The 20,445-nt window shown below is 64.8% G+C and carries 26 protein-coding genes and 1 other RNA gene; 12 read left to right on the forward strand and 15 right to left on the reverse strand.

Annotated elements, in window-relative coordinates; genetic code table 11:
• Positions 1–180: 180 nt before the first annotated feature.
• From SJY41_RS03370 to SJY41_RS03390, 5 genes are all read left to right on the forward strand, one after another.
• On the forward strand, positions 181–861 hold the full coding sequence (locus SJY41_RS03370; protein ID WP_380779065.1) for an energy transducer TonB: 681 nt from the start codon (positions 181–183) through the stop codon (positions 859–861).
• Between the two features lie 66 nt (positions 862–927).
• Positions 928–1,722, forward strand: coding sequence for a MotA/TolQ/ExbB proton channel family protein (locus tag SJY41_RS03375; protein WP_380779067.1), 795 nt, complete (start codon positions 928–930; stop codon positions 1,720–1,722).
• A 92-nt stretch (positions 1,723–1,814) separates the two neighbouring features.
• Positions 1,815–2,291, forward strand: a complete 477-nt coding sequence (locus tag SJY41_RS03380) for a biopolymer transporter ExbD (protein WP_132735542.1) — start codon at positions 1,815–1,817, stop codon at positions 2,289–2,291.
• A gap of 39 nt (positions 2,292–2,330) precedes the next feature.
• Complete coding sequence (locus tag SJY41_RS03385; protein ID WP_380779069.1) at positions 2,331–2,753, forward strand: ExbD/TolR family protein; 423 nt, start codon at positions 2,331–2,333, stop codon at positions 2,751–2,753.
• 238 nt (positions 2,754–2,991) lie between these two features.
• Positions 2,992–3,351 (forward strand): tetratricopeptide repeat protein, encoded by a 360-nt coding sequence (locus tag SJY41_RS03390; RefSeq protein WP_380779071.1) that lies wholly within the window; start codon positions 2,992–2,994, stop codon positions 3,349–3,351.
• 528 nt (positions 3,352–3,879) lie between these two features.
• On the opposite strand, the gene dcd is transcribed toward SJY41_RS03390, so the two are convergent.
• Positions 3,880–4,434: a dCTP deaminase gene (gene dcd, locus SJY41_RS03395; RefSeq protein ID WP_093397227.1), complete on the reverse strand. Its 555-nt coding sequence runs from the start codon at positions 4,432–4,434 to the stop codon at positions 3,880–3,882.
• Between the two features lie 305 nt (positions 4,435–4,739).
• Here dcd and SJY41_RS03400 point away from each other — a divergent pair, with 305 nt between their 5' ends.
• The 3 genes from SJY41_RS03400 to SJY41_RS03410 all read left to right on the forward strand — a co-directional run bounded on the left by SJY41_RS03400 (position 4,740) and on the right by SJY41_RS03410 (position 7,906).
• Positions 4,740–5,459 carry an N-acetylmuramoyl-L-alanine amidase gene (locus tag SJY41_RS03400; protein ID WP_380779073.1) on the forward strand — a complete coding sequence of 240 codons (720 nt, stop codon included), beginning with the start codon at positions 4,740–4,742 and terminating at the stop codon, positions 5,457–5,459.
• Positions 5,460–5,470: 11 nt separating this feature from the next.
• An RNA gene (gene rnpB / locus SJY41_RS03405) (RNase P RNA component class A) lies at positions 5,471–5,860 on the forward strand.
• Between the two features lie 48 nt (positions 5,861–5,908).
• On the forward strand, positions 5,909–7,906 hold the full coding sequence (locus SJY41_RS03410; protein ID WP_380779075.1) for a hypothetical protein: 1,998 nt from the start codon (positions 5,909–5,911) through the stop codon (positions 7,904–7,906).
• Positions 7,907–7,980: 74 nt separating this feature from the next.
• Here the strand turns inward: SJY41_RS03410 and SJY41_RS03415 are convergent, their stop codons facing one another.
• Both SJY41_RS03415 and SJY41_RS03420 read right to left on the reverse strand, forming a co-directional pair.
• The gene (locus SJY41_RS03415) at positions 7,981–8,619 is read right to left on the reverse strand and encodes a carbonic anhydrase (protein WP_380779077.1); all 639 of its coding nucleotides are present in this window, start codon (positions 8,617–8,619) and stop codon (positions 7,981–7,983) included.
• A complete protein-coding gene (locus SJY41_RS03420) occupies positions 8,616–10,196 on the reverse strand; it encodes a SulP family inorganic anion transporter (protein ID WP_380779078.1) in 1,581 nt (526 codons plus the stop codon). The genes SJY41_RS03415 and SJY41_RS03420 overlap by 4 nt, the downstream gene beginning before the upstream one ends.
• Before the next feature lie 215 nt (positions 10,197–10,411).
• Between SJY41_RS03420 and SJY41_RS03425 the strand changes: the two genes are divergently transcribed.
• Positions 10,412–10,951 carry a J domain-containing protein gene (locus tag SJY41_RS03425; protein WP_380779080.1) on the forward strand — a complete coding sequence of 180 codons (540 nt, stop codon included), beginning with the start codon at positions 10,412–10,414 and terminating at the stop codon, positions 10,949–10,951.
• The gene (locus SJY41_RS03430) at positions 10,948–11,295 is read left to right on the forward strand and encodes a (2Fe-2S) ferredoxin domain-containing protein (protein ID WP_380779081.1); all 348 of its coding nucleotides are present in this window, start codon (positions 10,948–10,950) and stop codon (positions 11,293–11,295) included. The genes SJY41_RS03425 and SJY41_RS03430 overlap by 4 nt, the downstream gene beginning before the upstream one ends.
• 58 nt (positions 11,296–11,353) lie before the next feature.
• Here SJY41_RS03430 and SJY41_RS03435 read toward each other — a convergent pair whose 3' ends face one another.
• The 10 genes from SJY41_RS03435 to SJY41_RS03480 form a co-directional block, all read right to left on the reverse strand.
• On the reverse strand, positions 11,354–11,761 hold the full coding sequence (locus SJY41_RS03435) for a SufE family protein (RefSeq protein WP_380779083.1): 408 nt from the start codon (positions 11,759–11,761) through the stop codon (positions 11,354–11,356).
• Between the two features lie 187 nt (positions 11,762–11,948).
• The gene (locus tag SJY41_RS03440) at positions 11,949–12,188 is read right to left on the reverse strand and encodes a hypothetical protein (protein WP_380779085.1); all 240 of its coding nucleotides are present in this window, start codon (positions 12,186–12,188) and stop codon (positions 11,949–11,951) included.
• Positions 12,189–12,199: 11 nt separating this feature from the next.
• Positions 12,200–12,442: a hypothetical protein gene (locus SJY41_RS03445; RefSeq protein WP_136190431.1), complete on the reverse strand. Its 243-nt coding sequence runs from the start codon at positions 12,440–12,442 to the stop codon at positions 12,200–12,202.
• Entirely contained in the window at positions 12,439–12,792 is a 354-nt protein-coding gene (locus tag SJY41_RS03450) for a hypothetical protein (protein WP_380779087.1), read from the reverse strand. Before SJY41_RS03450 ends, SJY41_RS03445 begins: the two co-directional genes overlap by 4 nt.
• Before the next feature lie 12 nt (positions 12,793–12,804).
• A complete protein-coding gene (locus SJY41_RS03455; RefSeq protein WP_136190430.1) occupies positions 12,805–13,098 on the reverse strand; it encodes a hypothetical protein in 294 nt (97 codons plus the stop codon).
• A 12-nt stretch (positions 13,099–13,110) separates the two neighbouring features.
• A complete protein-coding gene (locus SJY41_RS03460) occupies positions 13,111–13,386 on the reverse strand; it encodes a hypothetical protein (RefSeq protein WP_380779089.1) in 276 nt (91 codons plus the stop codon).
• 32 nt (positions 13,387–13,418) lie between these two features.
• Positions 13,419–13,802, reverse strand: coding sequence for an envelope stress response membrane protein PspC (gene pspC, locus SJY41_RS03465; RefSeq protein WP_056482352.1), 384 nt, complete (start codon positions 13,800–13,802; stop codon positions 13,419–13,421).
• A 1-nt stretch (position 13,803) separates the two neighbouring features.
• Positions 13,804–14,091, reverse strand: coding sequence for an envelope stress response membrane protein PspB (pspB, locus tag SJY41_RS03470; protein ID WP_380779091.1), 288 nt, complete (start codon positions 14,089–14,091; stop codon positions 13,804–13,806).
• A 1-nt stretch (position 14,092) separates the two neighbouring features.
• On the reverse strand, positions 14,093–14,758 hold the full coding sequence (gene pspA, locus SJY41_RS03475) for a phage shock protein PspA (protein WP_380779093.1): 666 nt from the start codon (positions 14,756–14,758) through the stop codon (positions 14,093–14,095).
• Positions 14,759–14,810: 52 nt separating this feature from the next.
• Positions 14,811–14,954 (reverse strand): hypothetical protein, encoded by a 144-nt coding sequence (locus SJY41_RS03480; RefSeq protein WP_168711631.1) that lies wholly within the window; start codon positions 14,952–14,954, stop codon positions 14,811–14,813.
• Between the two features lie 172 nt (positions 14,955–15,126).
• Between SJY41_RS03480 and pspF the strand changes: the two genes are divergently transcribed.
• Positions 15,127–16,164: a phage shock protein operon transcriptional activator gene (gene pspF / locus SJY41_RS03485; RefSeq protein ID WP_380779095.1), complete on the forward strand. Its 1,038-nt coding sequence runs from the start codon at positions 15,127–15,129 to the stop codon at positions 16,162–16,164.
• On the opposite strand, the gene SJY41_RS03490 is transcribed toward pspF, so the two are convergent.
• Positions 16,161–17,369 carry a cation:proton antiporter gene (locus SJY41_RS03490; RefSeq protein WP_380779098.1) on the reverse strand — a complete coding sequence of 403 codons (1,209 nt, stop codon included), beginning with the start codon at positions 17,367–17,369 and terminating at the stop codon, positions 16,161–16,163. The two genes, pspF and SJY41_RS03490, sit on opposite strands and share 4 nt — an antisense overlap.
• A gap of 242 nt (positions 17,370–17,611) precedes the next feature.
• Between SJY41_RS03490 and SJY41_RS03495 the strand changes: the two genes are divergently transcribed.
• Complete coding sequence (locus SJY41_RS03495; RefSeq protein ID WP_380779100.1) at positions 17,612–18,532, forward strand: right-handed parallel beta-helix repeat-containing protein; 921 nt, start codon at positions 17,612–17,614, stop codon at positions 18,530–18,532.
• Between the two features lie 189 nt (positions 18,533–18,721).
• On the opposite strand, the gene SJY41_RS03500 is transcribed toward SJY41_RS03495, so the two are convergent.
• Positions 18,722–20,362 (reverse strand): alkaline phosphatase family protein, encoded by a 1,641-nt coding sequence (locus SJY41_RS03500; protein ID WP_380779102.1) that lies wholly within the window; start codon positions 20,360–20,362, stop codon positions 18,722–18,724.
• Positions 20,363–20,445: the final 83 nt, after the last annotated feature.

Genomic DNA, 20,445 nt, shown 5'->3' on the forward strand with positions numbered 1-20,445 from the left:
CTGTCATGGCGCGCTTGTACGTTTGTTGCGTCTGACAAAGCGTTTGCGTGTCGCATGACGTGGCGATAGGACTTGGACACTGCCCCGTGGTTATTCCGGCCAACGGCAGACGTATGTGTCGCGTACCCAGTGCGGATACGTGCGTACGGAGCAGGCAGATTAAGGGAGTGTCGTTTCTGAATGGCCTATACTGACCAGAAGATGTCCGGAGGCAAAATCGTCGCGATCGTGATCGTCGCGCTGATTCATGCGGCCTTGGGCTATGCTTTCGTCACTGGCCTTGCGTACCAGTACGTGAAAAAGGCCCAGGAAAAGATGACGACGTTCGACGTGGAGCCGCCACCGCCGCCGCCTCCGCCCGACGAGCCCCCGCCGCCGCCACCTGACCAGCCAAACCTGCCGCCGCCACCGACCACGGTCGTGACGCCGCCGCCGGTCGTTGTAACGCCGCAGCCAGCGCCCGCGCTGACGACGTCGAGCATCATTCCGCGGTTCCAGCCGACGGCCCCGCCGTCGCCGCCTTCACCGGCGGTCGCGCCATCGCCTCCTGCACCTCCAGTCGTCTCGAAGGCGGCCGGTGCAAAGGGCAACCCGGCCGATTGGGTCTCGACGGACGATTATCCGCCGAGCTCGCTGCGTGCCGAGGAAGAAGGCACCGTCGGGATTGCCTGGGACATCAACACCCAGGGTCGCGTGGAAAATTGTCACGTGACGTCGTCGAGCGGATCTTCCGCGCTGGATCGTGCGGCTTGCGCCTCGATCACCCGGCGTGGACGGTATTCACCGGCGATGGATCAGGCGGGTAACCCGATCCGGTCGAGCTCGTCGCGTCGTGTGACGTGGAAGATCCCGCCCCAGTAATCGGGTCAGTTTAAGCGCTGCACTTTTCATTTCAGACATAGACTATAGTCAGAGGACTAACCGAACATGATCACCACCATTCTTGCAGCGGCCGGGGCCGCCGCTCCTGACGCCAACCCGTACGGCCTGCAGGCCGCACTCCGCGAAGGCGGCCTGATCTCACAGACTGTGTTCGGCATCCTGGTGCTGATGTCGGTCGTGTCGTTCTACATCCTGTTCTCGAAGCTGTTCGAGCAGCAGAAGATCATTGGTCAGGGCAAGCGCGTCCGTCAGGCCTTCTGGTCGTCGAACAACCTGCGCGAAGGCTCGGCCAAGCTCGACAAGAACTCGGCCTACAAGCAGATCGTCGACGACGGCCTGGCCGCTCAGGAGCAGCATTCGAAGCTGACCGATCCGGTCGAAGCGCATGACTGGCTGCACGGCTCGCTGGCGCGTTCGGAAGCCGCGATCAACTCGAAGCTGGGTGGCGGTCTCGCCTTCCTCGCGACGGTCGGTTCGGTTTCGCCGTTCATCGGTCTGTTCGGTACGGTTATCGGCATCTACCGCGCGCTCGTGAAGATCGGTGCGTCGGGTCAGGCATCGATCGACAAGGTCGCAGGGCCGGTCGGTGAAGCACTGATCATGACCGCACTTGGTCTGGTCGTCGCGGTTCCCGCCGTGCTGTCGTACAACTGGCTGCAGCGCCGCAACAAGTCGATCTCGGAAGACCTGTCGGCCTTCTCGAACGACGTGCTGGGCTTCCTCGCTTCGAACGGTGCCGTGCGCCCGTCGATGGCATCGGGCGCCAAGCCAGTGCCGGCCAAGCCTGTCACGACGACCACGACTGCCGGCCAGACCGGTGGCGTACCGCGCGCCAACTAAGACGCGAAAGGCGGGGCCTGCTGTCCGCAGCAGCCCCGCTTCATTGCCGCCGGCGGTTCCGGTGGCGATTAAATGGATAGGATAGTTCGCACATGGCGATGAGTGTTGGTGGCGATTCCACCGAGAGTTCGATATCGGACATCAATACGACGCCGCTGGTCGACGTCATGCTCGTGCTCCTGATCATCTTCCTGGTGACGACGACCGTCGCGGTCCAGGCTGTGCAGCTGAAGCTGCCGGATGTTCGCTTCGATCCGACGATGACCAAGCCCGAGAACGTCTCGCTGTCGGTGACGTCGGCCAATAACCAGTGCCAGGTGTACTGGGGCCTTTCGCCGGTAACGCATGAAGAGTTGCTGCAGCGGGCCGTCGACAAGCTGAAGGCGGAGATCGCGCGTCAGGGCGGCGTCAATGCCGCTGGTCTCGAACTGCCCGAGGCGCATATCCGGGGCGACGTGAACGCACCGTATCGCTGCATCGGCGCCACGATCTATACGATGCAGCAGGCCGGGTTCGCTCGCGTTGGCTTCATCTCTGAACCGCCTCCAGGCGGCACCACCGAACGCTGATGATCGCTCGGACGTATTTAGGAGTAGCATAGAATGGCAATGAGCGGCGGCAAAGAAGATGGCTCGCCGATGATGGAAATGAACATGACGCCGTTGATCGACGTCCTGCTCGTTCTCCTCATCATGTTCATCATCACGATCCCCATCCAGACGCACGCGGTGAAGGTCGACCTTCCGGTCAACAGCAAGAACCAGCCGCAGAACCCGGTCGATCCCCAGAAGAACAAGATCTCGATCGATGCCGCCGGTGTTGTCGCGTGGAACGGTTCGCCGGTCGACGAAGTTACGCTGCGTCAGTATCTGGATCAGTCGGCGGGCATGACGCCCGAGCCTGAACTCCACTTCCAGCCCGATCCGCAGTCGAAGTATGAAGTGGTCGATCGCACGCTGGCCGTCATCAAGCGGTCCGCGATCACCAAGCTCGGCTTCATCGGCAACGAGCAGTATCGCAACGACTTCTAAGTCGAACGCGTACAGTATCGAACGTCCAAAGGGCGGTCCTCCGGGACCGCCCTTTTTTTGCGCGCGCTGCAGGGGGGGGGGGTGCTGAGCATTTGCCGCCGCCACGACAAGCCCACGCGAAGGGTCACCTCGCTGCATCTGCACTTGATCGATGTACTTGTATGACAGTCATCGAAGTGACACACCGGTGTCACAAAAATGAAACCTTCGGATACGCGAAGGTCAGTGGAGATGGATGATGCGCAAGACCGTCCTGTTCGTTCTCGCAACCCTCGGTGCAGCGACGCCGGCATTGGCGAACCCGTCGGCGTCGGTCGATCGAACCGGCTACAGGGCGATCGCTGCGGGTGACCTCTCGACGGCCGAACGGCGCATCGTCGCCGAGCGTCGAATCTTTCCGCAACGCCCTGAATTGATGCTCAATCTGGCGTCGGTGTATCACCGCACCGGGCGCGAGCCGGAAGCACGGGCGCTGTACGCAGCGGTACTGGACCGGCCGGCGGTCGCGATGGACCTGCCCTCGGGTGCCGTGATCTCGTCGCATGATCTGGCGAACCGCGCTCTGGGACAGCGCGCGCCGCAGATCGCGACTCGCTGAACGCAAGCCGGGGGAGACTCGGTCGGGTAGGACGCGCTGCTTGGTTACCTCCGGCAGCGGCAGTCCGGCCGGTGTCACCGTTGTCGCGGGACAGGGGCGAACGCCGACCATGAGTATCGGCCGGTTGGAATGGACTGCCGGCTTCCTCGGCGTGTCATGCCTGAACGTGCGTGCCCACGATGCCGAGACCCGCAATGCCGAGGCGTCGGATGTTCGGGGGTGTCGAGTCCCGGAGATACGCGGCCTATTGGCTTTGCAAGAGACGCTGCCGAGGACCGCTGACTCGCTACTGTTCCTCCTGCGCCTGCGATGCGACCTTAAGACGAGCACGCAGTAAGGCGCGCCGATCTGGTCACGATTGTGGCCGCTCGGGGTTCGTCGCTGTCCGGAGGCGTGCGGCACTTCGCACGATTGAAGCCCGATCCGTGTTCGAGGAAACGGAACCGCGCGGTCCATAACGGCGCCCAGATGGCGTTTCAGATAGCGCGACTGACCGGGAGCGATCGGTCAGCGCCGCGCAACGCCAACCTAAAGCCGCGGCAACGTCACGCCGCGCTGACCCATATATTTCCCCGCCCGGTCCTTGTAGCTCACTTCGCAGGGCTCGTTGCCCTTCAGGAACAGGAACTGGCACGCGCCTTCGTTGGCATAGATCTTGGCAGGGAGCGGCGTGGTGTTCGAGAATTCCAGCGTCACGTGGCCCTCCCATTCGGGCTCCAGCGGCGTCACGTTAACGATGATCCCGCAGCGCGCATAGGTCGACTTGCCGAGACAGATCACGAGCACGTCGCGGGGGACGCGGAAATACTCGACGGTCCGGGCGAGCGCGAAGCTGTTCGGCGGAATGATACAGACGTCGGTCTTGCGATCGACGAAGCTGTTGGCGGCGAAGTCCTTCGGGTCGACGATCGCGCTGTCGACGTTGGTGAAGATCTTGAACTCGTCGGCGACGCGTGCGTCGTATCCGTAGGACGACAGGCCGTAGGAGATGCAGCCATCGCGACGCTGCGCTTCGTGGAACGGTTCGATCATCGCATCGCCCAGCGCGCGCTCGCGGATCCAGCGATCTGACATTACGGACATTGCAACTCCCTTTCCGCGGCTTTCGCGCGGATGCCGTGCAAGGGCAAGGGGCAAGGGGCAAGGCGCAAGGGCCGGGGGGCGCAGTGACCAGGTCGGGCGGGTCGGCCGGCGCGCGGCAAGGTCGAGGTCCCGTCGATCCGCCGTTTGACGCGCGATCAGCCACGCAGCCCCGGCGAAATGGCAGCCAACGCCGGTCTTAACCCTATTACGTCGACCGCACGTTGCCGCTATTGCTGCGGACGGATGGGAACGCCGACGGACGTCCTGTCGCGATCATCGCGATCGCGGCGCGGCATCGAAGCAAGATGAGCCGAGTGGCTCGGGGGGAAGCTTTCTTGAAGATCATCGAGACGCCGTCACCGAATTTCGACGACCGCACGCTGCCCATCACGATGATCGTGCTGCATTATACCGGGATGAAGGACGGCGCGTCGGCAATAGCGCGGCTGCGCGATCCCGAGGCGAAGGTCTCGTCGCATTACCTGATCGATGAGGACGGGACGGTCGTGCGGATGGTCGCGGAGGACAAGCGTGCCTGGCACGCCGGCCAGTCGCACTGGCGTGATATCGACGATGTGAACTCGGCCAGCATCGGCATCGAGATCGTCAATCCGGGGCACGAGTTCGGCTATCGGCCGTTCCCGCCCGAACAGATCGCCGCGCTGCTGCCGCTGGTCGCCGAGATCAAGGATCGGTACGAGATCACGCGCGGCAACATCGTTGGCCACTCCGACATCGCGCCGGTCCGCAAACGTGATCCCGGCGAGCTGTTTCCCTGGCATGAACTGGCGCGGCGTCGGCTAGCACTGCCACGTCCGACCAAGAATTTGATGGACCCGGGCTGGACCGAAGGCGGCTTCTGCCTCGCGCTCGAACGCTTCGGCTACGACGTGGAGAACCGGATGGCCGCGACCATGGCGTTCCAGCGGCGGTTCCGACCCGAACTGGTCGACGGCGAGGTCGATGCCGAATGCCGCTGCATTCTTCTCGCGTTGCTGCTTCCCAAACCGATGGGCGACGACTAGAGACCGCTTCGCCAGAGGGTCGGGCGGCCGCGGGGATGTCGTAATGGCATCCGCGAGGAAAGTCCGGGCTCCGCGAAACGACGGTGCCGGGTAACGCCCGGCGAGGGTGACCTCAGGGAAAGTGCCACAGAGAGCAGACGGCCAACCCTCGGCCTTGGTCGGGGCGGTCAGAGTGAAAGGGTGCGGTAAGAGCGCACCGCGCGCCTGGTAACAGGGGCGGCACGGCAAACCCCACCGGGAGCAAGATCGAATAGGGGTGGCACATGGGCTTCGTTTCAGCTCGTCACCCGGGTTGATTGCTTGAGGCGGCGGGCAACCGTCGTCCTAGAGGAATGGTCGCCTAACTTCCGTATCGAAGGATCGGAAATGGACAGAACCCGGCTTACAGACCCTCTGGCATCCTTCCGCGAACCATTGCAGACTGCCGGCAAATCACGCCGGGGGAAGTAATGCGTATCAACAGGGTCGGTTTGCTGGCCGCGGGCATGGTAGCCGTGTCCGCAGCGGCAGTTCGGGTGGTGGCGCAGGTGCCCGCTACGACCGTACAGCAGGATTTCGACGCCGCCGCGGCGCTGGACTCGAAAGGCGATCATGCGGTGTCGCTTGCAGCCTGGGAAAAGCTCGAAGCGAGGACGAAACCTGGATCGCGGAGCCGGGGCATCGTCCTGATTCGCAAGGCCCCGACGCTGTTCGCGCTCGATCGGGCAGACGAGGCGGTCAGAGCCGCGCAGGCTGGGCTCGCGCTGCTGCCCGCCAGTGATCCGACGCTGTCGGAGGATCGCACACGCGCCTATCTGGTCATCGGCCAGGTCGCGACCGACACGCTCGATTATGCTGGGGCGGTCATCGCGTTTCAAAAGGCCGAAGCGGGCGCCGTCGCGGTCCCCGACAAACTCGGCGCGATGCTATCGTTGGTGGCGGTACAGACCTTCGTCGATCCAGCCGCGGCCGCCGCGACACTGGGGCGCAGCGACGCGGTGATAAAGGCCACGAAACTCGACAAGGCCGTCACGGCGAGTTTTGCCCGACAGCGTACCCTGCTGCTTCTCAATACCGGTGATATCCCGGGCGCGCGGTCGAGTGCACTGCAGGCTGTGAGGCTGCTCGGCGGCATGGAAAGCAAGATGATCAGCACGACCGATGCCGCGGCGCGATCCGACGCGGCGATCGCGTATCTTCTCGGCGGAGATGCCGACGAAGCGCGACGCTATATGGCGTACACCGGCGCCGGGCGCATGGTGAAGGGCTCGTTCGATCCGGCCGCCGAGATGCGGTCGCCCGACTGCGGCGGCGATGCCGAACTCAAGCCGAAAGACGTTGCGGTCGTCGAGTTCACCATCGCCCCGGACGGGAGCATCGCCCAAGCCAAGCCGGTCTATGCGGCGGGCGGCGGCAAGGTGGCGCTGGAGTTCGCGCGGGCGGTGAAGGGTTGGTCCTGGCCGGCCGAGAAGGTTCAGGCGATCCCGGCCTTCTATCGCTATAACGTGCGCGTCGAGATGCGCTGTTCGACGGCGTTCGAACGCCCCTCGATCAGCGATGGACTGGACGGCGAGTTCGAACAGTGGCTGGAGAGCAGAGGCGTTGTGGTTCCGGCCAAACCCGTTGGTGCACTCGCCGCCGCGCTGGCGGTACAGCGCGCGGAGCTTGCCACGGCCATGACTGGGTCACCCACGAGCATGCGGACGTTGGCGGCGATCTATCGGCTTGCAAGCAATCCCACCGTGTCGCGTGAGGAACGGGCGGCGCTCTATGCGCAGGGGCTGCCGATCGCAACCGCCAATACGGCGCCCGCAAGCGCACGGCTGACGTTCGATCTGCCGGCGCGCATCAACGCGGTCGCCGACGTCTGGAAGCCTGGCGCTTACGAGCGGATATTGGCACCTATGCTGTCCGAACCCGTCTACGCGAACGATCCGCAGGCGCGTGCCGCAATCCGGCTGATGATGGTGGACGGCGCCGTTGCCCGGAGCCGGAAATCGGCCAATAACGATTATTCGATCGTCGTTCTGCGACAGGTTGCCGACGACAAGGCGTTGAATCCGAACGATCCGTTGCGGGTCGGCGCGCTGATCCGGATCGCCTCGATCGAAGAGCGCAACGGTCAGATCGACGCCGCGCGCGCGACGTTCGCGTCGAGCGGGCTGACGGCCAACCAATGCGCGATCATGGACGCTCCGCCCAAGTTGGTGTCCACGCCGGGAGCGGAAGCGTTTCCGATGGAGGCACTACGCTGGGGGTTCGAGGGCTGGACCCAGGTGCAATACGATGTCGGTGCCGATGGGACGGTGGTCAACCAGCGCGCCTTGCTAAGCTATCCGCCGTTCATCTTCTCGGAAGCGGGGACGAAGTTCTTCGGCAACGCCAAGTTCGCCAAGACCTACCGCCCCGATGGCGGTCTCGGTTGCGGAGCGACGACGCAGCGAGTGAGTTTCAAGATTCCCCAGTGACGCTTGACAATTTGACCAACCGGATCGGGCCGATCCGGTTGGTCGACTGGGACCGAGGGACCAAGGCAACGGCGCTACACCAGCACCTTCTCCGGCCGGCCGATCTCTTCGAGCACCGTATCCGAAGCGATCTCCATCAGCGGTTTGATGTGGCCGTCGCGCATGTCGTAGACCCAGCCGTGCAGCGCCAGCTCCTGGCCGTTGGCAAACGCGTCCTGGACCGTCTTCGTGCGCGCGAGCCGGACGAGCTGGTCGCGGACGTTCACCTCGACGAAGCGGTTGACCTTGGCTTCGTCGGTCGGCTGCGCATCGATCTCGTCACGGTGATCGCGCAGCACCTCGCGCGCGGTGTCGAGCCACTGGTCGACCGGCCCCTCGGTGCCGCCGTGCAGCGTGCCCTTGATCCCGCCGCAGCCGTGATGACCGCAGACGATGACGTGCTTCACCTTCAGCACGTCGACGGCATATTGCAGCACCGACATCAGGTTGAGGTCGTGATCGTTGACCAGGTTCGCGATGTTGCGGTGGATGAACATGCCGCCGGGCTGCGTCATCGTCATCTGTTCCGGCGACACGCGGCTGTCGGAACAGCCGATCCACAGGAACTCGGGCTTCTGGCCGACGGTCTGGCGGCTGAAGAATTCCGGGTTCTCGTCGGTGTGCTCGGCGACCCAAGCCTTGTTGGCGAGCAGGAGCTGTTTGTAGCGTCTCATGTGTAAAGAACCTCGCTCGATGGCGCGTTGATCAGGGCGGCGCGCTTGCCGGCGATGTCGCCGCGCAGGCTGACCGTGATGCCGCGATATTCGGCGCCCTTGATGAAGGCATTGATGATGTCGATGTTGTCGAGATCGACATAGTTGGTCGACGACAGGTCGATCAGCACGTTGGCGTTGTCGGGCACCCGGTTGAGCGACTGCTGCAACTCGTATTTATGGATGAAATACAGGTTGCGACGCGCGCGGACGAGGCAGTCGCCGTCGTCGCAGGCAAACGTGATCGCGGTGCGAAAATTGCGCGCGATGACGAAGACGAAGCCGACGACGATGCCGATCACGATGCCTTCGAGCAGGTCGGTGAACAGGATCGCGCCGACCGTGACGACGAACGGGATGAACTGCGTCCAGCCCTGTTTGTAGCGCTCGGTGAACAGCTTGGGCTTGGTCAGCTTGTAGCCGGTCGCGATCAGCACCGCGGCGAGTGCCGACAGCGGGATCAGGTTCAGCACCGCCGGGATCAGCGCGACGCTGACCAGCAGCCAGAAGCCGTGCAGCATCGTCGACAGCTTGCTTTCCGCTTTCGCATCGACGTTGGCCGACGACCGCACGATCACCGAGGTGACGGGCAGGCCGCCGATGAGCCCGGAGATGATGTTGCCGCCGCCCTGCGCCATCAGTTCCCAGTTCTTGTCGGTCGAGCGGCGGCGCGGGTCGATCTCGTCGACCGCCTTGACGCTCAGCAGCGATTCGAGGCTGGCGACGATCGCGAGCGTCACGGCGCTGCTCCAGACGATCCCCATCGTGATCCCGGAAAAGTCGGGGAAGGTGAACAGCGACGGGAATTGCGACAGTGTCTGCGTGATCGGCACCTGGACGAGATGGGTCGGCTGCAACTGCCATTCGGGCTTGACCGCGCCGAGCAGCATGTTGCCGAAGATGCCGATCAGCACGACCACAAGCGGACCGGGGACGAACCGCAACGGGCCGTCCTTGGGCTTGGCGCCGTCCCACCAGAACAGGAAGGCAAGGCTGACCGACGCGATCAGGATCGCCCCCGGGGTGACGGCGGCGCTGAGGCTGTCGAGGATCCGCGAGAAGGTGTTGATGCCGTTCGCCGTGGTGAATTCGAAGATGCCCTCGGCCTCGCGGTCGAAGCCGACGGCGTGGGGGATCTGCTTGAGGATCAGGATCAGGCCGATCGCCGCGAGCATGCCGGTGATCACGGACGACGGCACGAACTCGCTGAGGATGCCGGCGCGCGTCAGCGAGAAGCAGATCTGCAGCACGCCGGCGAGCACGACCGCCATCAGGAACATCTGGTAACTCGGCATGCTCTCGATCGCGGTCAGCACGATCACCGTCAGGCCGGCGGCGGGGCCGCTGACCGACAACGGCGATTTCGAGAACAGGCCGACCGCGATGCCGCCGACGATCCCGGAAATGATGCCGGCGAACAGCGGTGCGCCGGAAGCCAGCGCGACGCCGAGACACAAAGGAAGCGCGACGAGCGCGACGACGACGGAGGCGGGAAGATCCGCGCGCCACGTGGTAAGCTTTGGAATGAGAGTCGGCACCAGGGCTCCTGTCGCTAAGGTGTCGGCTGGGAATACGTCCGACCCGGACGCATCTATCCATGCCACATGACAAATAGTTCATGTTCAGTAATCGATGAACGGTGGCTGACTCAAGGTGGAATGTTGCAGCGCAGAAGATTGTCGGATCGACCAGTTTTGAACCGCTTTGCCGCGCATGGTTGCGTTGTCCGCGCGGACGCCTATCTCGGGGCGCTATGGCGAGAAGCACGACACGATCTTCCGACTGGGGTTTTCCGCGCTGGCGCGAATATGGCGCGAGCACCGAGGCGGTGACGGTGCGGCTGTGCGATCGGCATGGCTGCAACGAGCCCGGCAACTGTCCGGCGCCCAAATCGCCGAACAGCCCGGACCGCTGGTATTTCTGCATGAACCACGCCGGCGAGTATAATCGCGGCTGGAATTACTTCGAAGGTCTGAGCGCGGAGGAAGCCGCCGAGCGCGAGGCTGCGGAGACGCGGACCGCGGACGGCTACACCGATCCGAAGCATTACGCCTGGGCCGGCTCTGGCGATGGCAGCCGTTCGCGTGACGAGATGCGCGCGCTGGAGGTGCTGGATCTCGAGCCCGATGCGACGTTCGAGGACGTGCGCGCGGCGTGGCGGCGGATGGCGAAGGCGAACCATCCTGATGTGCGCCCCAACGACAAGGACGCAGCGAAGCGGTTTCAGGGCGTGCAGGCGGCCTATGAGGTTCTGAAGGCGGCCGAGGACATGCGGACGTGGAAACCGGCGTGATCCGCGTTCTTGCCAGTCGGTGGCAGGGGAGCGTGCTGGTCTGCGGCAAATGTTCGAAAAAACTGGATGGCGGGTTTGGCGAGAAGCGGCGGACCCCGCTCGCCAAGCTGTTGCGCCATGCGCTTGGACTGAAGAAGGGGCGCAAGGCGGAGCGCGGCGTGGTCGAGGTAAAGTGCCTCGGGGTGTGTCCGAAGAACGCCGTGATGATGATCGACGGTGCGCGACCGGACCGGTGGATGCTGGTACCGGCCGGTGCGGATGTGGACGAGGTCGTCGCGATCCTTACCGAACACCCTAGCGTGCCCTCACCCTCGCCGCCTTCGGCGTCTCTCCCTCTCCCCTGAGGGGAGAGGGAAGGGGCCCGGCCGGCGCTTGCCGGGTGGGAAGGGTGAGGGCACGGTTTCAGCCCGCGAACCGCTCCGCCGTCTCCCGGATCAGCGCGATCATGTTCGGAATCCCCTGCGTCCGGTTCGAACTCAGCTGCTTGCTCAGATCGAACGGCGCCAGTTCCGCTGTGATGTCGGTCGCGGCGATCTGTGCCGGAGCCTGATCCTGCACCGTCAGCAGCACCAGCGCGATGATCCCCTTGGTGATCGCCGCGTTCGAGTCCGCAAGAAAGTGCAACCGGCCGTCGTCGGTGGTGGTCGGGTACACCCATACCGACGCCGAACATCCCCGCACGAGCGTTGCATCCGTCTTCAACGCATCCGGCATCGGTTCGAGCTCGCGACCAAGGTCGATCAGCAGGCGGTAGCGATCGTCGGGTTCGAGGAAGTCGTATTCCTCGCGGATGTCGGTGAGATTGGCCATGTGCGGGCGGTTACTCTGGTGACGGTCGGGTCGCAACAGTCCCGCGGGCATGTTGGGATCATGGTCTCAAGCCTATTTCCGTCACCCCAGCGAAAGCTGGGGTCTCTCCGTTATGATGAGACCCCAGCTTTCGCTGGGGTGACGGTAAAAGAAGGGGGCGGTCCGTCAACCAGCCAATAGGCTCGCCCTAAAGATCCACCCCGGCGGCGATCGCTTCCAGTTTCTTGATCCGTTCCTTCAAATCCGCGATCTCGATCCGCGATCCGGTCGACACTGCGACCGGCATCCGGCCGTCATGCATCTGATCCAGTTCCATCCGTCGCAGCGAGAGCCAGCCGCGCCATCCGGCCAGTCCCCCGGCGACGACCATCGCCAGTCCGGCAAGGCTCGCCAGCGCGAGCGTGATATAGACGTTGGGTTCGATCATGTCCGCCTCCTCTAGCGGTCGCGGAGCCGTTCGATCTCTCGGTCGAGATCGACGCTCTTGTGGTTGTCGGTGATCACGCGCTCCAGAACCTGGATACGCTCCTTCATCTGCTGCACCTCGTCGCGCAGCCGCAGCGTATCGATGCTGTCGGCCGGCTTGGCCGGGGCGTCGCCCATCGCGCGGTAGCGCGCGGTCAGCACCTTGGCGGCCATCACGATCAGCACGATGCAGACGACCATCGAAAAGGGGTTCATCGTGTCTCTCCTTCAGCGAGGCTGGCGGTGCGCGCGGTCAGCGCGATTGAGGGCGAGGTCGGTGACAGTATCGCCTGGGATGGGGTTGGTTCGACCCGGAGCCGTTCAATCTCGTCGGCGACACCGGTGCCGCGGTCGGTGGCGATCCGTTCCAGCACGCGGACGCGCTGTTCGAGACGTTCGGTGTGGGCGGCATATTGCGCCGCCTTCTCCGCGGTCTGCGCGTTCAGCGCGGTGGCCATCGTCTCCTTGTGCCGCAACCAGCTCTTGAACATCTCGCTGCCGATCCCGAGTGTGACGGGGGCGCCGACACAGACGATGGCAAGCATGAAAACCGTAAATCCGTCCATGACCGATGTCCCTCAGCGATCGCGGAGTGCTTCGATCTCGCGAGCGGTACGCTCGGCGGGATCGGTGGCGATGCGCTCGAGGACCGCGATCCGTTCCTCGAGGCGGGAAACTTGCCCGGTCAGGCGCTCGTTCTCGTTGCTGAGCAGCAATACCTGGCGCTCACCGTCGACATCGCCGTCCCGCCCGCGCCTGCGGCGGCGCGCTTCTGGCTCGAAGCCATGCTTTGCGCGGACCCAGTTGTTCGCAACCCAGGCAACCGGTCCGATCGAAATTGCCACGACCGGTATGATCAAACCCCAATCCATTGCAGTATCCCTTCAGTTCGGCTGGAGGCGAAGCGCCTCGATTTCGCGGGCGGTGCGCTCGGCGGGATCGGTGGTGATCCGTTCGAGGACCTGGATCCGCTCCTGCAAGCGGTCGATCTGGCCGGTGCGGCGCGCATTCTCGCTGTCGAGCAGCGCGATGCTGCGTTCCGCATCCCGGTTCGCGGCCTTGAACGCGATCCGCGCCTTGCGCCGACCAAATGCCTGGATCGTCAGCGTTGCCAGCGTGCCAAGTATGATACCCAGTGTGAGTGCTGCTTCCGGTGGCATGGTATTTTCCCCTTTTGGATCGACGCCGCGTCTCAGCGCAGGCTGTCGATCTCTGCCGCAAGGCTGTTGCTTGAGCGGCTGGTGTAATGCGTCTCGATGTCGGCCAAGCGGCGGTCGATGTCGCGGAACTTGCTGCGGACCTCGGCTGTCGAGCGCTTCGGGTTCGAGCGGACGCCCTGCCAGAACTTCGCGTCGTCCGGCGTCTCGTACAGGCCGATCGGTTTGGCATGGCCCATCCAGGCGACCATCCAATAGGCCAGCAGCGTCCAGGGAAAGCCCCCGGCAAGCGTCAGGACGACCATCCCGACCCGGACGAAGAGCGCGTCGACGCCGGTGTAGTCGGCGATCCCGGCGCAGACGCCCTTCCACTTGGCGTTCTGCTTATCGAGGTAAAACTGTGTGCGGCTGCCGGACATCTCAGTTCCTCCGATCAGAAGTGCGGTCGGACTGATGGTCCGACAGATACGGCGATTGCGTGGTGCCAAGACCCGGCTTCCAGTCGGGATTGTCGGCGGCGATGATCCGTTCGACGGTCATCACGCGGTCTTCGAGGCGGCGGGCCAAGGCCTGCATCTCGTCGAGCAGCTTTTCGTCTTCCTCCGTGATCCGCGGCGCCTGCTTCCACTTTGTGATGTAGTGCAGGATCACCCACGGCAGCCCGATGAAGAGCACGGCGCAGACGAGAACGGGGGTCAGGTCATCCATCTCAATCGTCCTTCTTCATGCGCGCCTTGAGCGCGGCGAGCTGGGCGTTGACCTTGTCGTCGCTGCGCAGTTCGGCGATTTCCTCTTCGAGCGACTTCACGACTCCGAGCCCCATCGCATCCGCGCGGCCCTCGGCCTCGTCGACGCGGCGGTCGAGAACGTCGAACCGGCTGAATGCCTCGTGCGTCTTCGGACCGTTGTACATCTCGCGCAGCCGGGTGCGGTTGTTCGCGCTCTCGAGCCGGGTCTGCACCGCGTTCTGCTTGGTGCGCGCCTCGCGGAGCTTTGTCTGGAGCTTGGCGATGTCCTCTTCGGACGCCCGGAGAGCATCGTCGAGCACGCCGACCTCGGCCTTCAACTGCTCGGCCATGTCGAACGCCTTCTGACGCTCGACCAGGGCTGCCTTGGCAAGATCCTCGCGGTCCTTGCTCAGCGCAAGTTCGGCCTTCTCGGTCCAGTTGTCCTGAAGCTGCTCCAGCTTCGAGATATGGCGGCGCATCTCCTTCTGGTCGGCGATGGTGCGCGCAGCGGAGGCGCGAACCTCGACCAGCGTTTCCTCCATCTCCAGGATGATCATGCGGATCATCTTCGACGGATCTTCGGCCTTCTCGATGAGATCGGCGAAGTTGGCGGCGACGATGTCGCGGGTGCGGGAAAAGATGCCCATGTAAATCCTACTCCAGGGGTCGGCCCGAGGCTCTTGGCGAGCCGTCGGGGTCTTATGCCACGATTGCGGTGGTTGCCGCGATAGGCGTCATGTTGGTTGCGGTCGCAGGTCCAACCGCACCGATGACGCAGGTTGCGCTGGCGACGATGGTGCAGAGGGCGGCGACGACGGTGCGGGCGATGGTGGTGTTGAACATGGTGGGTCCCCTTTAAGGATGGCTGGTTCCGCTATTCGGCGGGTTGCCTCAAGCATTGCATCTGTCGTGCCAGTTTCGAAAATGGCGGAATTGCAGGGGTTTGCGCGAATTTGCCGTCCGGGCGCGCACCGCAAGCTTGCCAAGAGTTGGGAATTCGCGCCACATCTTCGCCATGGAGCGAACCACACAGGTCATCGGCGAGTCCGGCACGTTCATGGCCGCGCTCGAACGCGCATCGCGGGCGGCGGCGCTGGACCGTCCCGTGCTGGTGATCGGCGAGCGCGGCACGGGCAAGGAACTGGTCGCGGAACGCCTCCACCGCCTGTCGCCGCGGTGGGATCAGCCGCTGGTCATCATGAACTGCGCGGCACTGCCCGAGACGCTGATCGAGGCGGAGTTGTTCGGGCATGAGGCGGGTGCGTTCACCGGCGCGACCAAGGCGCGGGTCGGGCGGTTCGAGGAGGCCGATGGCGGCACGCTGTTCCTCGACGAGCTAGGGACGCTGTCGATGGCGGCGCAGGATCGGTTGCTGCGCGCGGTCGAATATGGCGAGATCACGCGGATCGGCTCGTCGCGCCCGATGCGGGTCGACGTGCGGATCGTCGCGGCGACCAACGAGCATCTGCCCGACAAGGTCGACCGGCACGAGTTCCGCGCCGATCTGCTCGACCGGTTGTCGTTCGAGGTGGTGACCTTGCCGCCGCTGCGCGCACGGACCGGCGACGTGGTGGTGCTCGCCGAGCATTTTGGACGGCGCATGGCCTCCGAACTCGGGCGCGAGCGCTGGGAGGGTTTCGGCCCGGCGGCGATGGATGCGCTGATCGCGTACCGCTGGCCCGGCAACGTCCGCGAACTCCGCAACGTCGTCGAGCGCGCGGTGTATCGCTGGGAAAAAACCGGGCCGATCGACGCGATCGAGATCGACCCGTTCCAGTCGCCGCATCGCCCTGGCGCCTCGACCGCGCCGAAGCCGGCGGCCGCGGCTCCGCAACCGGTCGAGACGGAGGATAGCGAGGACCCGGTGGTCGCGTGCGAGGAGGGCCCCTCCGACTTCAAGTCCCGCGTGTCGCGCTTCGAACGCGACCTCCTGTCACGCGCGCTGTCGGAACATCGTTTCAACCAGCGCGCCACCGCCGAAGCGCTCGGCCTGAGCTACGACCAGCTCCGCCACGCCCTGAAGCGTCACGAACTGCTCAACGCGGGCGCCTAGGCGCTCCGCTTCAGCAGATCCGGAAACTTCTTCAGCCGCGGCGCGACGATCGGGATCGTCAGCATGGTGCTCGCCAGCGCCATCAGCAGCAGCGCGGTGAAGGTCTCGTTGGTGATGATCTTCTTGTCGAGCAGGATGTTGACGAAGATGATCATGATCAGCGCCTTGGTCTGGAGTAGCCAGCCGATCGCCGAGGCCTCGCCCGGCCGCCATTTCAGGATCCGCCCGGCGGCATGAACCCCGGCGAGCTTGCCGCCAACCGACGCGACGAGCAGCAACGCCGCCGCGCCGAACACCGCGTGACCGCCGACCGCCCACTGCGTCTTCAAACCCGTCGACAGGAAGAATACCGGCATCACCGCGAGCAGTACGAAATGGCGAAACTGGTCCATCTTCGCGGTGGTGAACCATTTCGAATCGAGCACCGCGCCCGACAGGAACGCGCCAACCATGAAGTGCAGCCCCGCCCAGTCCGCCGCGAACCCGCAGCCGGCGAGCCAGATCAGGCTGACGTACCAGCGATCACCTTCCTCGATCCGCGCCATCAGTTTGCGCACGATGAGCGCCGCCACCGCGAACCCGACGAGGAAACCGCCCTGCCGACCGACCCGCTCCCAGTCGAGCAGGATCAGCGCGAGCACGCCCCAGATCGCGATGTCGTCGAGGCTGGCATAGCGGAGCACGCGCTGGCCGAGCGGTCGGCGCAGAATGTCGAGCTTCTCCATCAGCAGCACCAGGATCGGCAGCGCGGTGACGGCGCAGGCCATGCCGATGCCGAGGATCACCTGCCAGGTCGCGCCGTCCGGTCCGCGCCAGCCCGGCCATTGCAGCATGATCGCAGCGGCGATGCTGCCGGTCACGAGCGGCACGCCCAAGGCAAGCCCTGCGGTGACGCCGGTTTCGCGACGGCGCTTCCAGGCCTCGCCGAGATCGAGTTCGATGCCGGCGACCCAGACGAACATCATCACCGCCCACCACGCAATGCCGTTGAGCGAGCCGAGCGTCGCCGGCGTGAAGATCGTTGCGTAATAGTCGGGAAACGCCGCGCCGAGCACGCCCGGCCCGAGCAGGATGCCGCCGAAGATCTGCACCACCACCAGCGGCGCCCAGTAATCGGTCCGGCCCAGTCGCCAGACCAGATACGGGACCGTGAAGATGATGAGCATTGCGAGGAGGAAAACCTCCGTCGGCGTCATGGCGTGCATGTGATCCCCCCTGATACCAGGTCGGGATCCCCCCCGCCGGTGTTGTTACGGTAGCGGTATTATGCAGATTACGGCGCAGCGGCAATACAGGTCCGCTACCGGCGTTGGACCCGATTGTATGCGCCATTCCGGGACAGGCGACGTGTTCGCGGGTGTTGGGTCGGTCGATCGCCGATGATAGTCTCGACCCGCCTTGCACCGCCTCGGTTGGCGGGTGCATCGTGACCCTGAGAGGACGTCCCATGAAACGATCGCTGTTGGCCCTCGCGCTGCTTTCCGTCCCGGCGCTGGCGCAGACCGGTGCGCCGTTCACCGTCAACGGGCGGGGCTTCGCCAGTCTCCAGGAGGCGGTGTCGTCGATCCAGCAGGGGACGGCGACGATCCTGATCGCGCCGGGCACGTATCGGCAATGCGCGGTGCAGGCTGGTGGCCACATCACGTTCAAGGCCGTGCAGGCTGGTACCGCCATCTTCGACAGCGTCGCGTGCGAGGGCAAGGCGGCGTTCGTCCTGCGCGGGCTCGGCTCGGCGGTCGATGGCATCGTCTTCCGCGGCTACAGCGTGGGGGACGGCAACGGCGCCGGTATCCGGATCGAGATGGGCAACCTGACCGTGACCAATTCGATGTTCCTGAACAGCCAGGAAGGCATATTGGGCGGCGGACCGACGACCAAGCGGATCACGGTCGATCGCTCGACCTTTTCCGGACTCGGCCAGTGCGACGTGTCGCCGGGCTGTTCGCATGCGATCTACCTCGCCAACGACGGCAGCGTGTCGGTGACCAATTCGCGGTTCGAGCGCGGCACCGGCGGGCATTACGTCAAGCTCCGCAGCCCGACCGTGACGATCACCGACAACAGTTTCGACGATACCGGCGGCCGGAAGACCAACTACATGATCGACCTGTCCGATGGCGGGACCGGCCTGATCGCGCGCAACACGTTCGTACAGGGCACGCACAAGGAGAATCATGGCGGGCTGATCGTGGTTGCCGCCGAGGCGAAGACGTATAGCTCGACCGGGCTGCGGATCGAGGCGAACGATGCACGGCTGTCGCCGGGGGACAGCACCAGCCCGGCGTTCGTCGCGGATTACAGCCATGATAAGCTGGCGATCGGCGCGAACCGCCTGGGTGCCGGGCTGCGAGCGTTCGAGACGCGCTAAACCGATCCGCGTCCCAACCCCTATTCGTCACTTCAGCTAGAGCTGGGGTATCCCAATTCGGATGGGCTCGCACGGTCGCGGGGAGATCCCAGCTTTCGCTGGGATGAAGGATTTCCGGCGGAAGCAGCACCCCACCAAATACGCTTGGTCTCCCGCCCTTGCGGGAGAACAAGCTAGGGGAGACCTGCCTCAGCCGGGACACGTGCTCGCAGCACCGGGATCCAGGTCGAGGCACCGGCCGTCCAGTCCGCTCACCGGCAACCCGATCGTCGCCGCGAGGGTCGGCACGATATCCACCGTCTCCACCGACAAGGGCTGTTCGAACCCGGTCATCCCCTTGCGCCAGAACAGGATCGGCACGCGGCGGTCATAATCCCAGGGCGACCCGTGCGTTTCGACATAGCCGCCCGCTGGCGACACGATCGTCGTGACGCGCGGCTTGAGCAACACGACCATCTGTCCCGAACGCCCCTCGTAGAACGACGCACGCGCACGCTCGATCAGAGTCCAGGTTTCGGGTGGGGTCTTGGCCATCGGCGTCGCCATGATGTCCGCGGCCGAGAACGCAGCCGCTACCTGCGGCATCGCGCGATAGCGGCTCAGCGCTTCGGCCAGCACCTTCGCGCGGGTCTTCGCGGGCAGGGCATCGTCGATATACACGTCGCCCTCGGTGCCGAGCAGGACGCTGCCCGGCAGGCCCAGCTCATTGGCGATCGCCGTGCCGACCTGCTTGGCGAGCACGTTCTCGTCCATGTGCGCTTCCATCGGCATCGCCCGCTGCTGCTGGCGTTCGGTCGCATCGTGCGCGCCGTGATCCGCGGTCAGCACGACCTCGTAATCGACGCCGGTCTCATCCATCACGCCGAAGAAATCGCCCAGCGTCCGGTCGAGTTCGGCCATCTGGATGCACATCTCGGTCCCTTGCGTGCCGTAGGTATGCCCGACGTAATCGGTCGCCGACGCACCGATGTCGATGATGTCGGTCTGTGGACCCTTGCCGAGCTTCATGTCCTGCACCAGCGCGGCCGCCATCGCGAATACCGCCGCGTCGGAGGCTGGCGACACGCGGAAACCCTTGGCGTCGCCGGCTTCGCGCTCGAACCGGCCCTGGCCGTAGGTCTTGCCGGCGATCACGATCGGATGGTTCACGCTCGCGCAATAGCCGGGGAGCGGCAGTGCCGGCTGCGGCTTGGCGATCAGCGCGGCGACCGCATCGCGCGTGCGCTGCACCGCCGGCGGCACCGCGCGGCCCGCGTAGGAGACGTAGGTCTTGCCGTCCCACCACCAGAGCTCGTCGACCTTGTGGCCGCCCATCATCACCGCCGCGCGGTCCTTCCCCGCAACCGAGACCGAACGCGTCCGCGGGTCGCGTGCCTTCATCATTTCGCCGAGCGTCGGCACCTTCAGGTGCATGTCCGACACGGTGTAGCTGTCATGCGTGCTGCCCGCGACGCGCTCGTCCTCCGAGCAATAGACGATCTTGTCGGTCCGCCCGGCGCGCTGGTCGACCCAGTTGTTGGCGATGATCCCGGTATGCGCAGGTCGCATCCCCGTCAGGATCGTCGAGTGGCCGGGGCACGTCTCGGTCGCGGCGTGGCTCTGGTACCCGCTCGGGAACACCGCGCCGTTCAGCAGTCGCGTGAAGCCGCCGGTGTAGCGGTTGCGATATTGCTGGAACAGGTCGGCGGCGAACTGGTCTACCGAAATCGCGACGATCAGCTTCGGCGGGGTGGTCGGCTGAACCGCCGGTGCGGGCGCGGGCGCCGGGGCGGTCTGGGCAGAGACCGAAGCGGCCGAGGCCAGCAGGAGCGCGACAATAAGTGCTTTCACGAACAGTCCTTTAGCAAGCGCCAGGCAGCGACCGGGCCGGCGATCCGGCGCGACGCTTTGAAGTGCAATACGACATCGTCATC

This window comes from Sphingomonas sp. R86520 (assembly GCF_042466285.1).
Classification (GTDB): Bacteria; Pseudomonadota; Alphaproteobacteria; order Sphingomonadales; family Sphingomonadaceae; genus Sphingomonas.

Bases quoted from the DNA above. Each gene is read 5' to 3' on its own strand.
- SJY41_RS03390 (WP_380779071.1), top strand. From the start codon at position 2,992: ATGCGCAAGACCGTCCTGTTCGTTCTCGCAACCCTCGGTGCAGCGACG.
- SJY41_RS03400 (WP_380779073.1), top strand. From the start codon at position 4,740: ATGAGCCGAGTGGCTCGGGGGGAAGCTTTCTTGAAGATCATCGAGACG.
- SJY41_RS03375 (WP_380779067.1), top strand. From the start codon at position 928: ATGATCACCACCATTCTTGCAGCGGCCGGGGCCGCCGCTCCTGACGCC.
- SJY41_RS03425 (WP_380779080.1), top strand. From the start codon at position 10,412: ATGGCGAGAAGCACGACACGATCTTCCGACTGGGGTTTTCCGCGCTGG.
- SJY41_RS03435 (WP_380779083.1), bottom strand. From the start codon at position 11,761: ATGGCCAATCTCACCGACATCCGCGAGGAATACGACTTCCTCGAACCC.
- pspC (WP_056482352.1), bottom strand. From the start codon at position 13,802: ATGTCCGGCAGCCGCACACAGTTTTACCTCGATAAGCAGAACGCCAAG.
- pspF (WP_380779095.1), top strand. From the start codon at position 15,127: ATGGAGCGAACCACACAGGTCATCGGCGAGTCCGGCACGTTCATGGCC.
- SJY41_RS03480 (WP_168711631.1), bottom strand. From the start codon at position 14,954: ATGTTCAACACCACCATCGCCCGCACCGTCGTCGCCGCCCTCTGCACC.
- pspB (WP_380779091.1), bottom strand. From the start codon at position 14,091: ATGGATGACCTGACCCCCGTTCTCGTCTGCGCCGTGCTCTTCATCGGG.
- SJY41_RS03410 (WP_380779075.1), top strand. From the start codon at position 5,909: ATGCGTATCAACAGGGTCGGTTTGCTGGCCGCGGGCATGGTAGCCGTG.
- SJY41_RS03460 (WP_380779089.1), bottom strand. From the start codon at position 13,386: ATGCCACCGGAAGCAGCACTCACACTGGGTATCATACTTGGCACGCTG.
- SJY41_RS03440 (WP_380779085.1), bottom strand. From the start codon at position 12,188: ATGATCGAACCCAACGTCTATATCACGCTCGCGCTGGCGAGCCTTGCC.
- SJY41_RS03495 (WP_380779100.1), top strand. From the start codon at position 17,612: ATGAAACGATCGCTGTTGGCCCTCGCGCTGCTTTCCGTCCCGGCGCTG.
- SJY41_RS03450 (WP_380779087.1), bottom strand. From the start codon at position 12,792: ATGGACGGATTTACGGTTTTCATGCTTGCCATCGTCTGTGTCGGCGCC.
- SJY41_RS03380 (WP_132735542.1), top strand. From the start codon at position 1,815: ATGGCGATGAGTGTTGGTGGCGATTCCACCGAGAGTTCGATATCGGAC.
- SJY41_RS03385 (WP_380779069.1), top strand. From the start codon at position 2,331: ATGAGCGGCGGCAAAGAAGATGGCTCGCCGATGATGGAAATGAACATG.
- SJY41_RS03370 (WP_380779065.1), top strand. From the start codon at position 181: ATGGCCTATACTGACCAGAAGATGTCCGGAGGCAAAATCGTCGCGATC.
- SJY41_RS03455 (WP_136190430.1), bottom strand. From the start codon at position 13,098: ATGGATTGGGGTTTGATCATACCGGTCGTGGCAATTTCGATCGGACCG.
- dcd (WP_093397227.1), bottom strand. From the start codon at position 4,434: ATGTCCGTAATGTCAGATCGCTGGATCCGCGAGCGCGCGCTGGGCGAT.
- pspA (WP_380779093.1), bottom strand. From the start codon at position 14,758: ATGGGCATCTTTTCCCGCACCCGCGACATCGTCGCCGCCAACTTCGCC.
- SJY41_RS03445 (WP_136190431.1), bottom strand. From the start codon at position 12,442: ATGAACCCCTTTTCGATGGTCGTCTGCATCGTGCTGATCGTGATGGCC.
- SJY41_RS03490 (WP_380779098.1), bottom strand. From the start codon at position 17,369: ATGCACGCCATGACGCCGACGGAGGTTTTCCTCCTCGCAATGCTCATC.
- SJY41_RS03415 (WP_380779077.1), bottom strand. From the start codon at position 8,619: ATGAGACGCTACAAACAGCTCCTGCTCGCCAACAAGGCTTGGGTCGCC.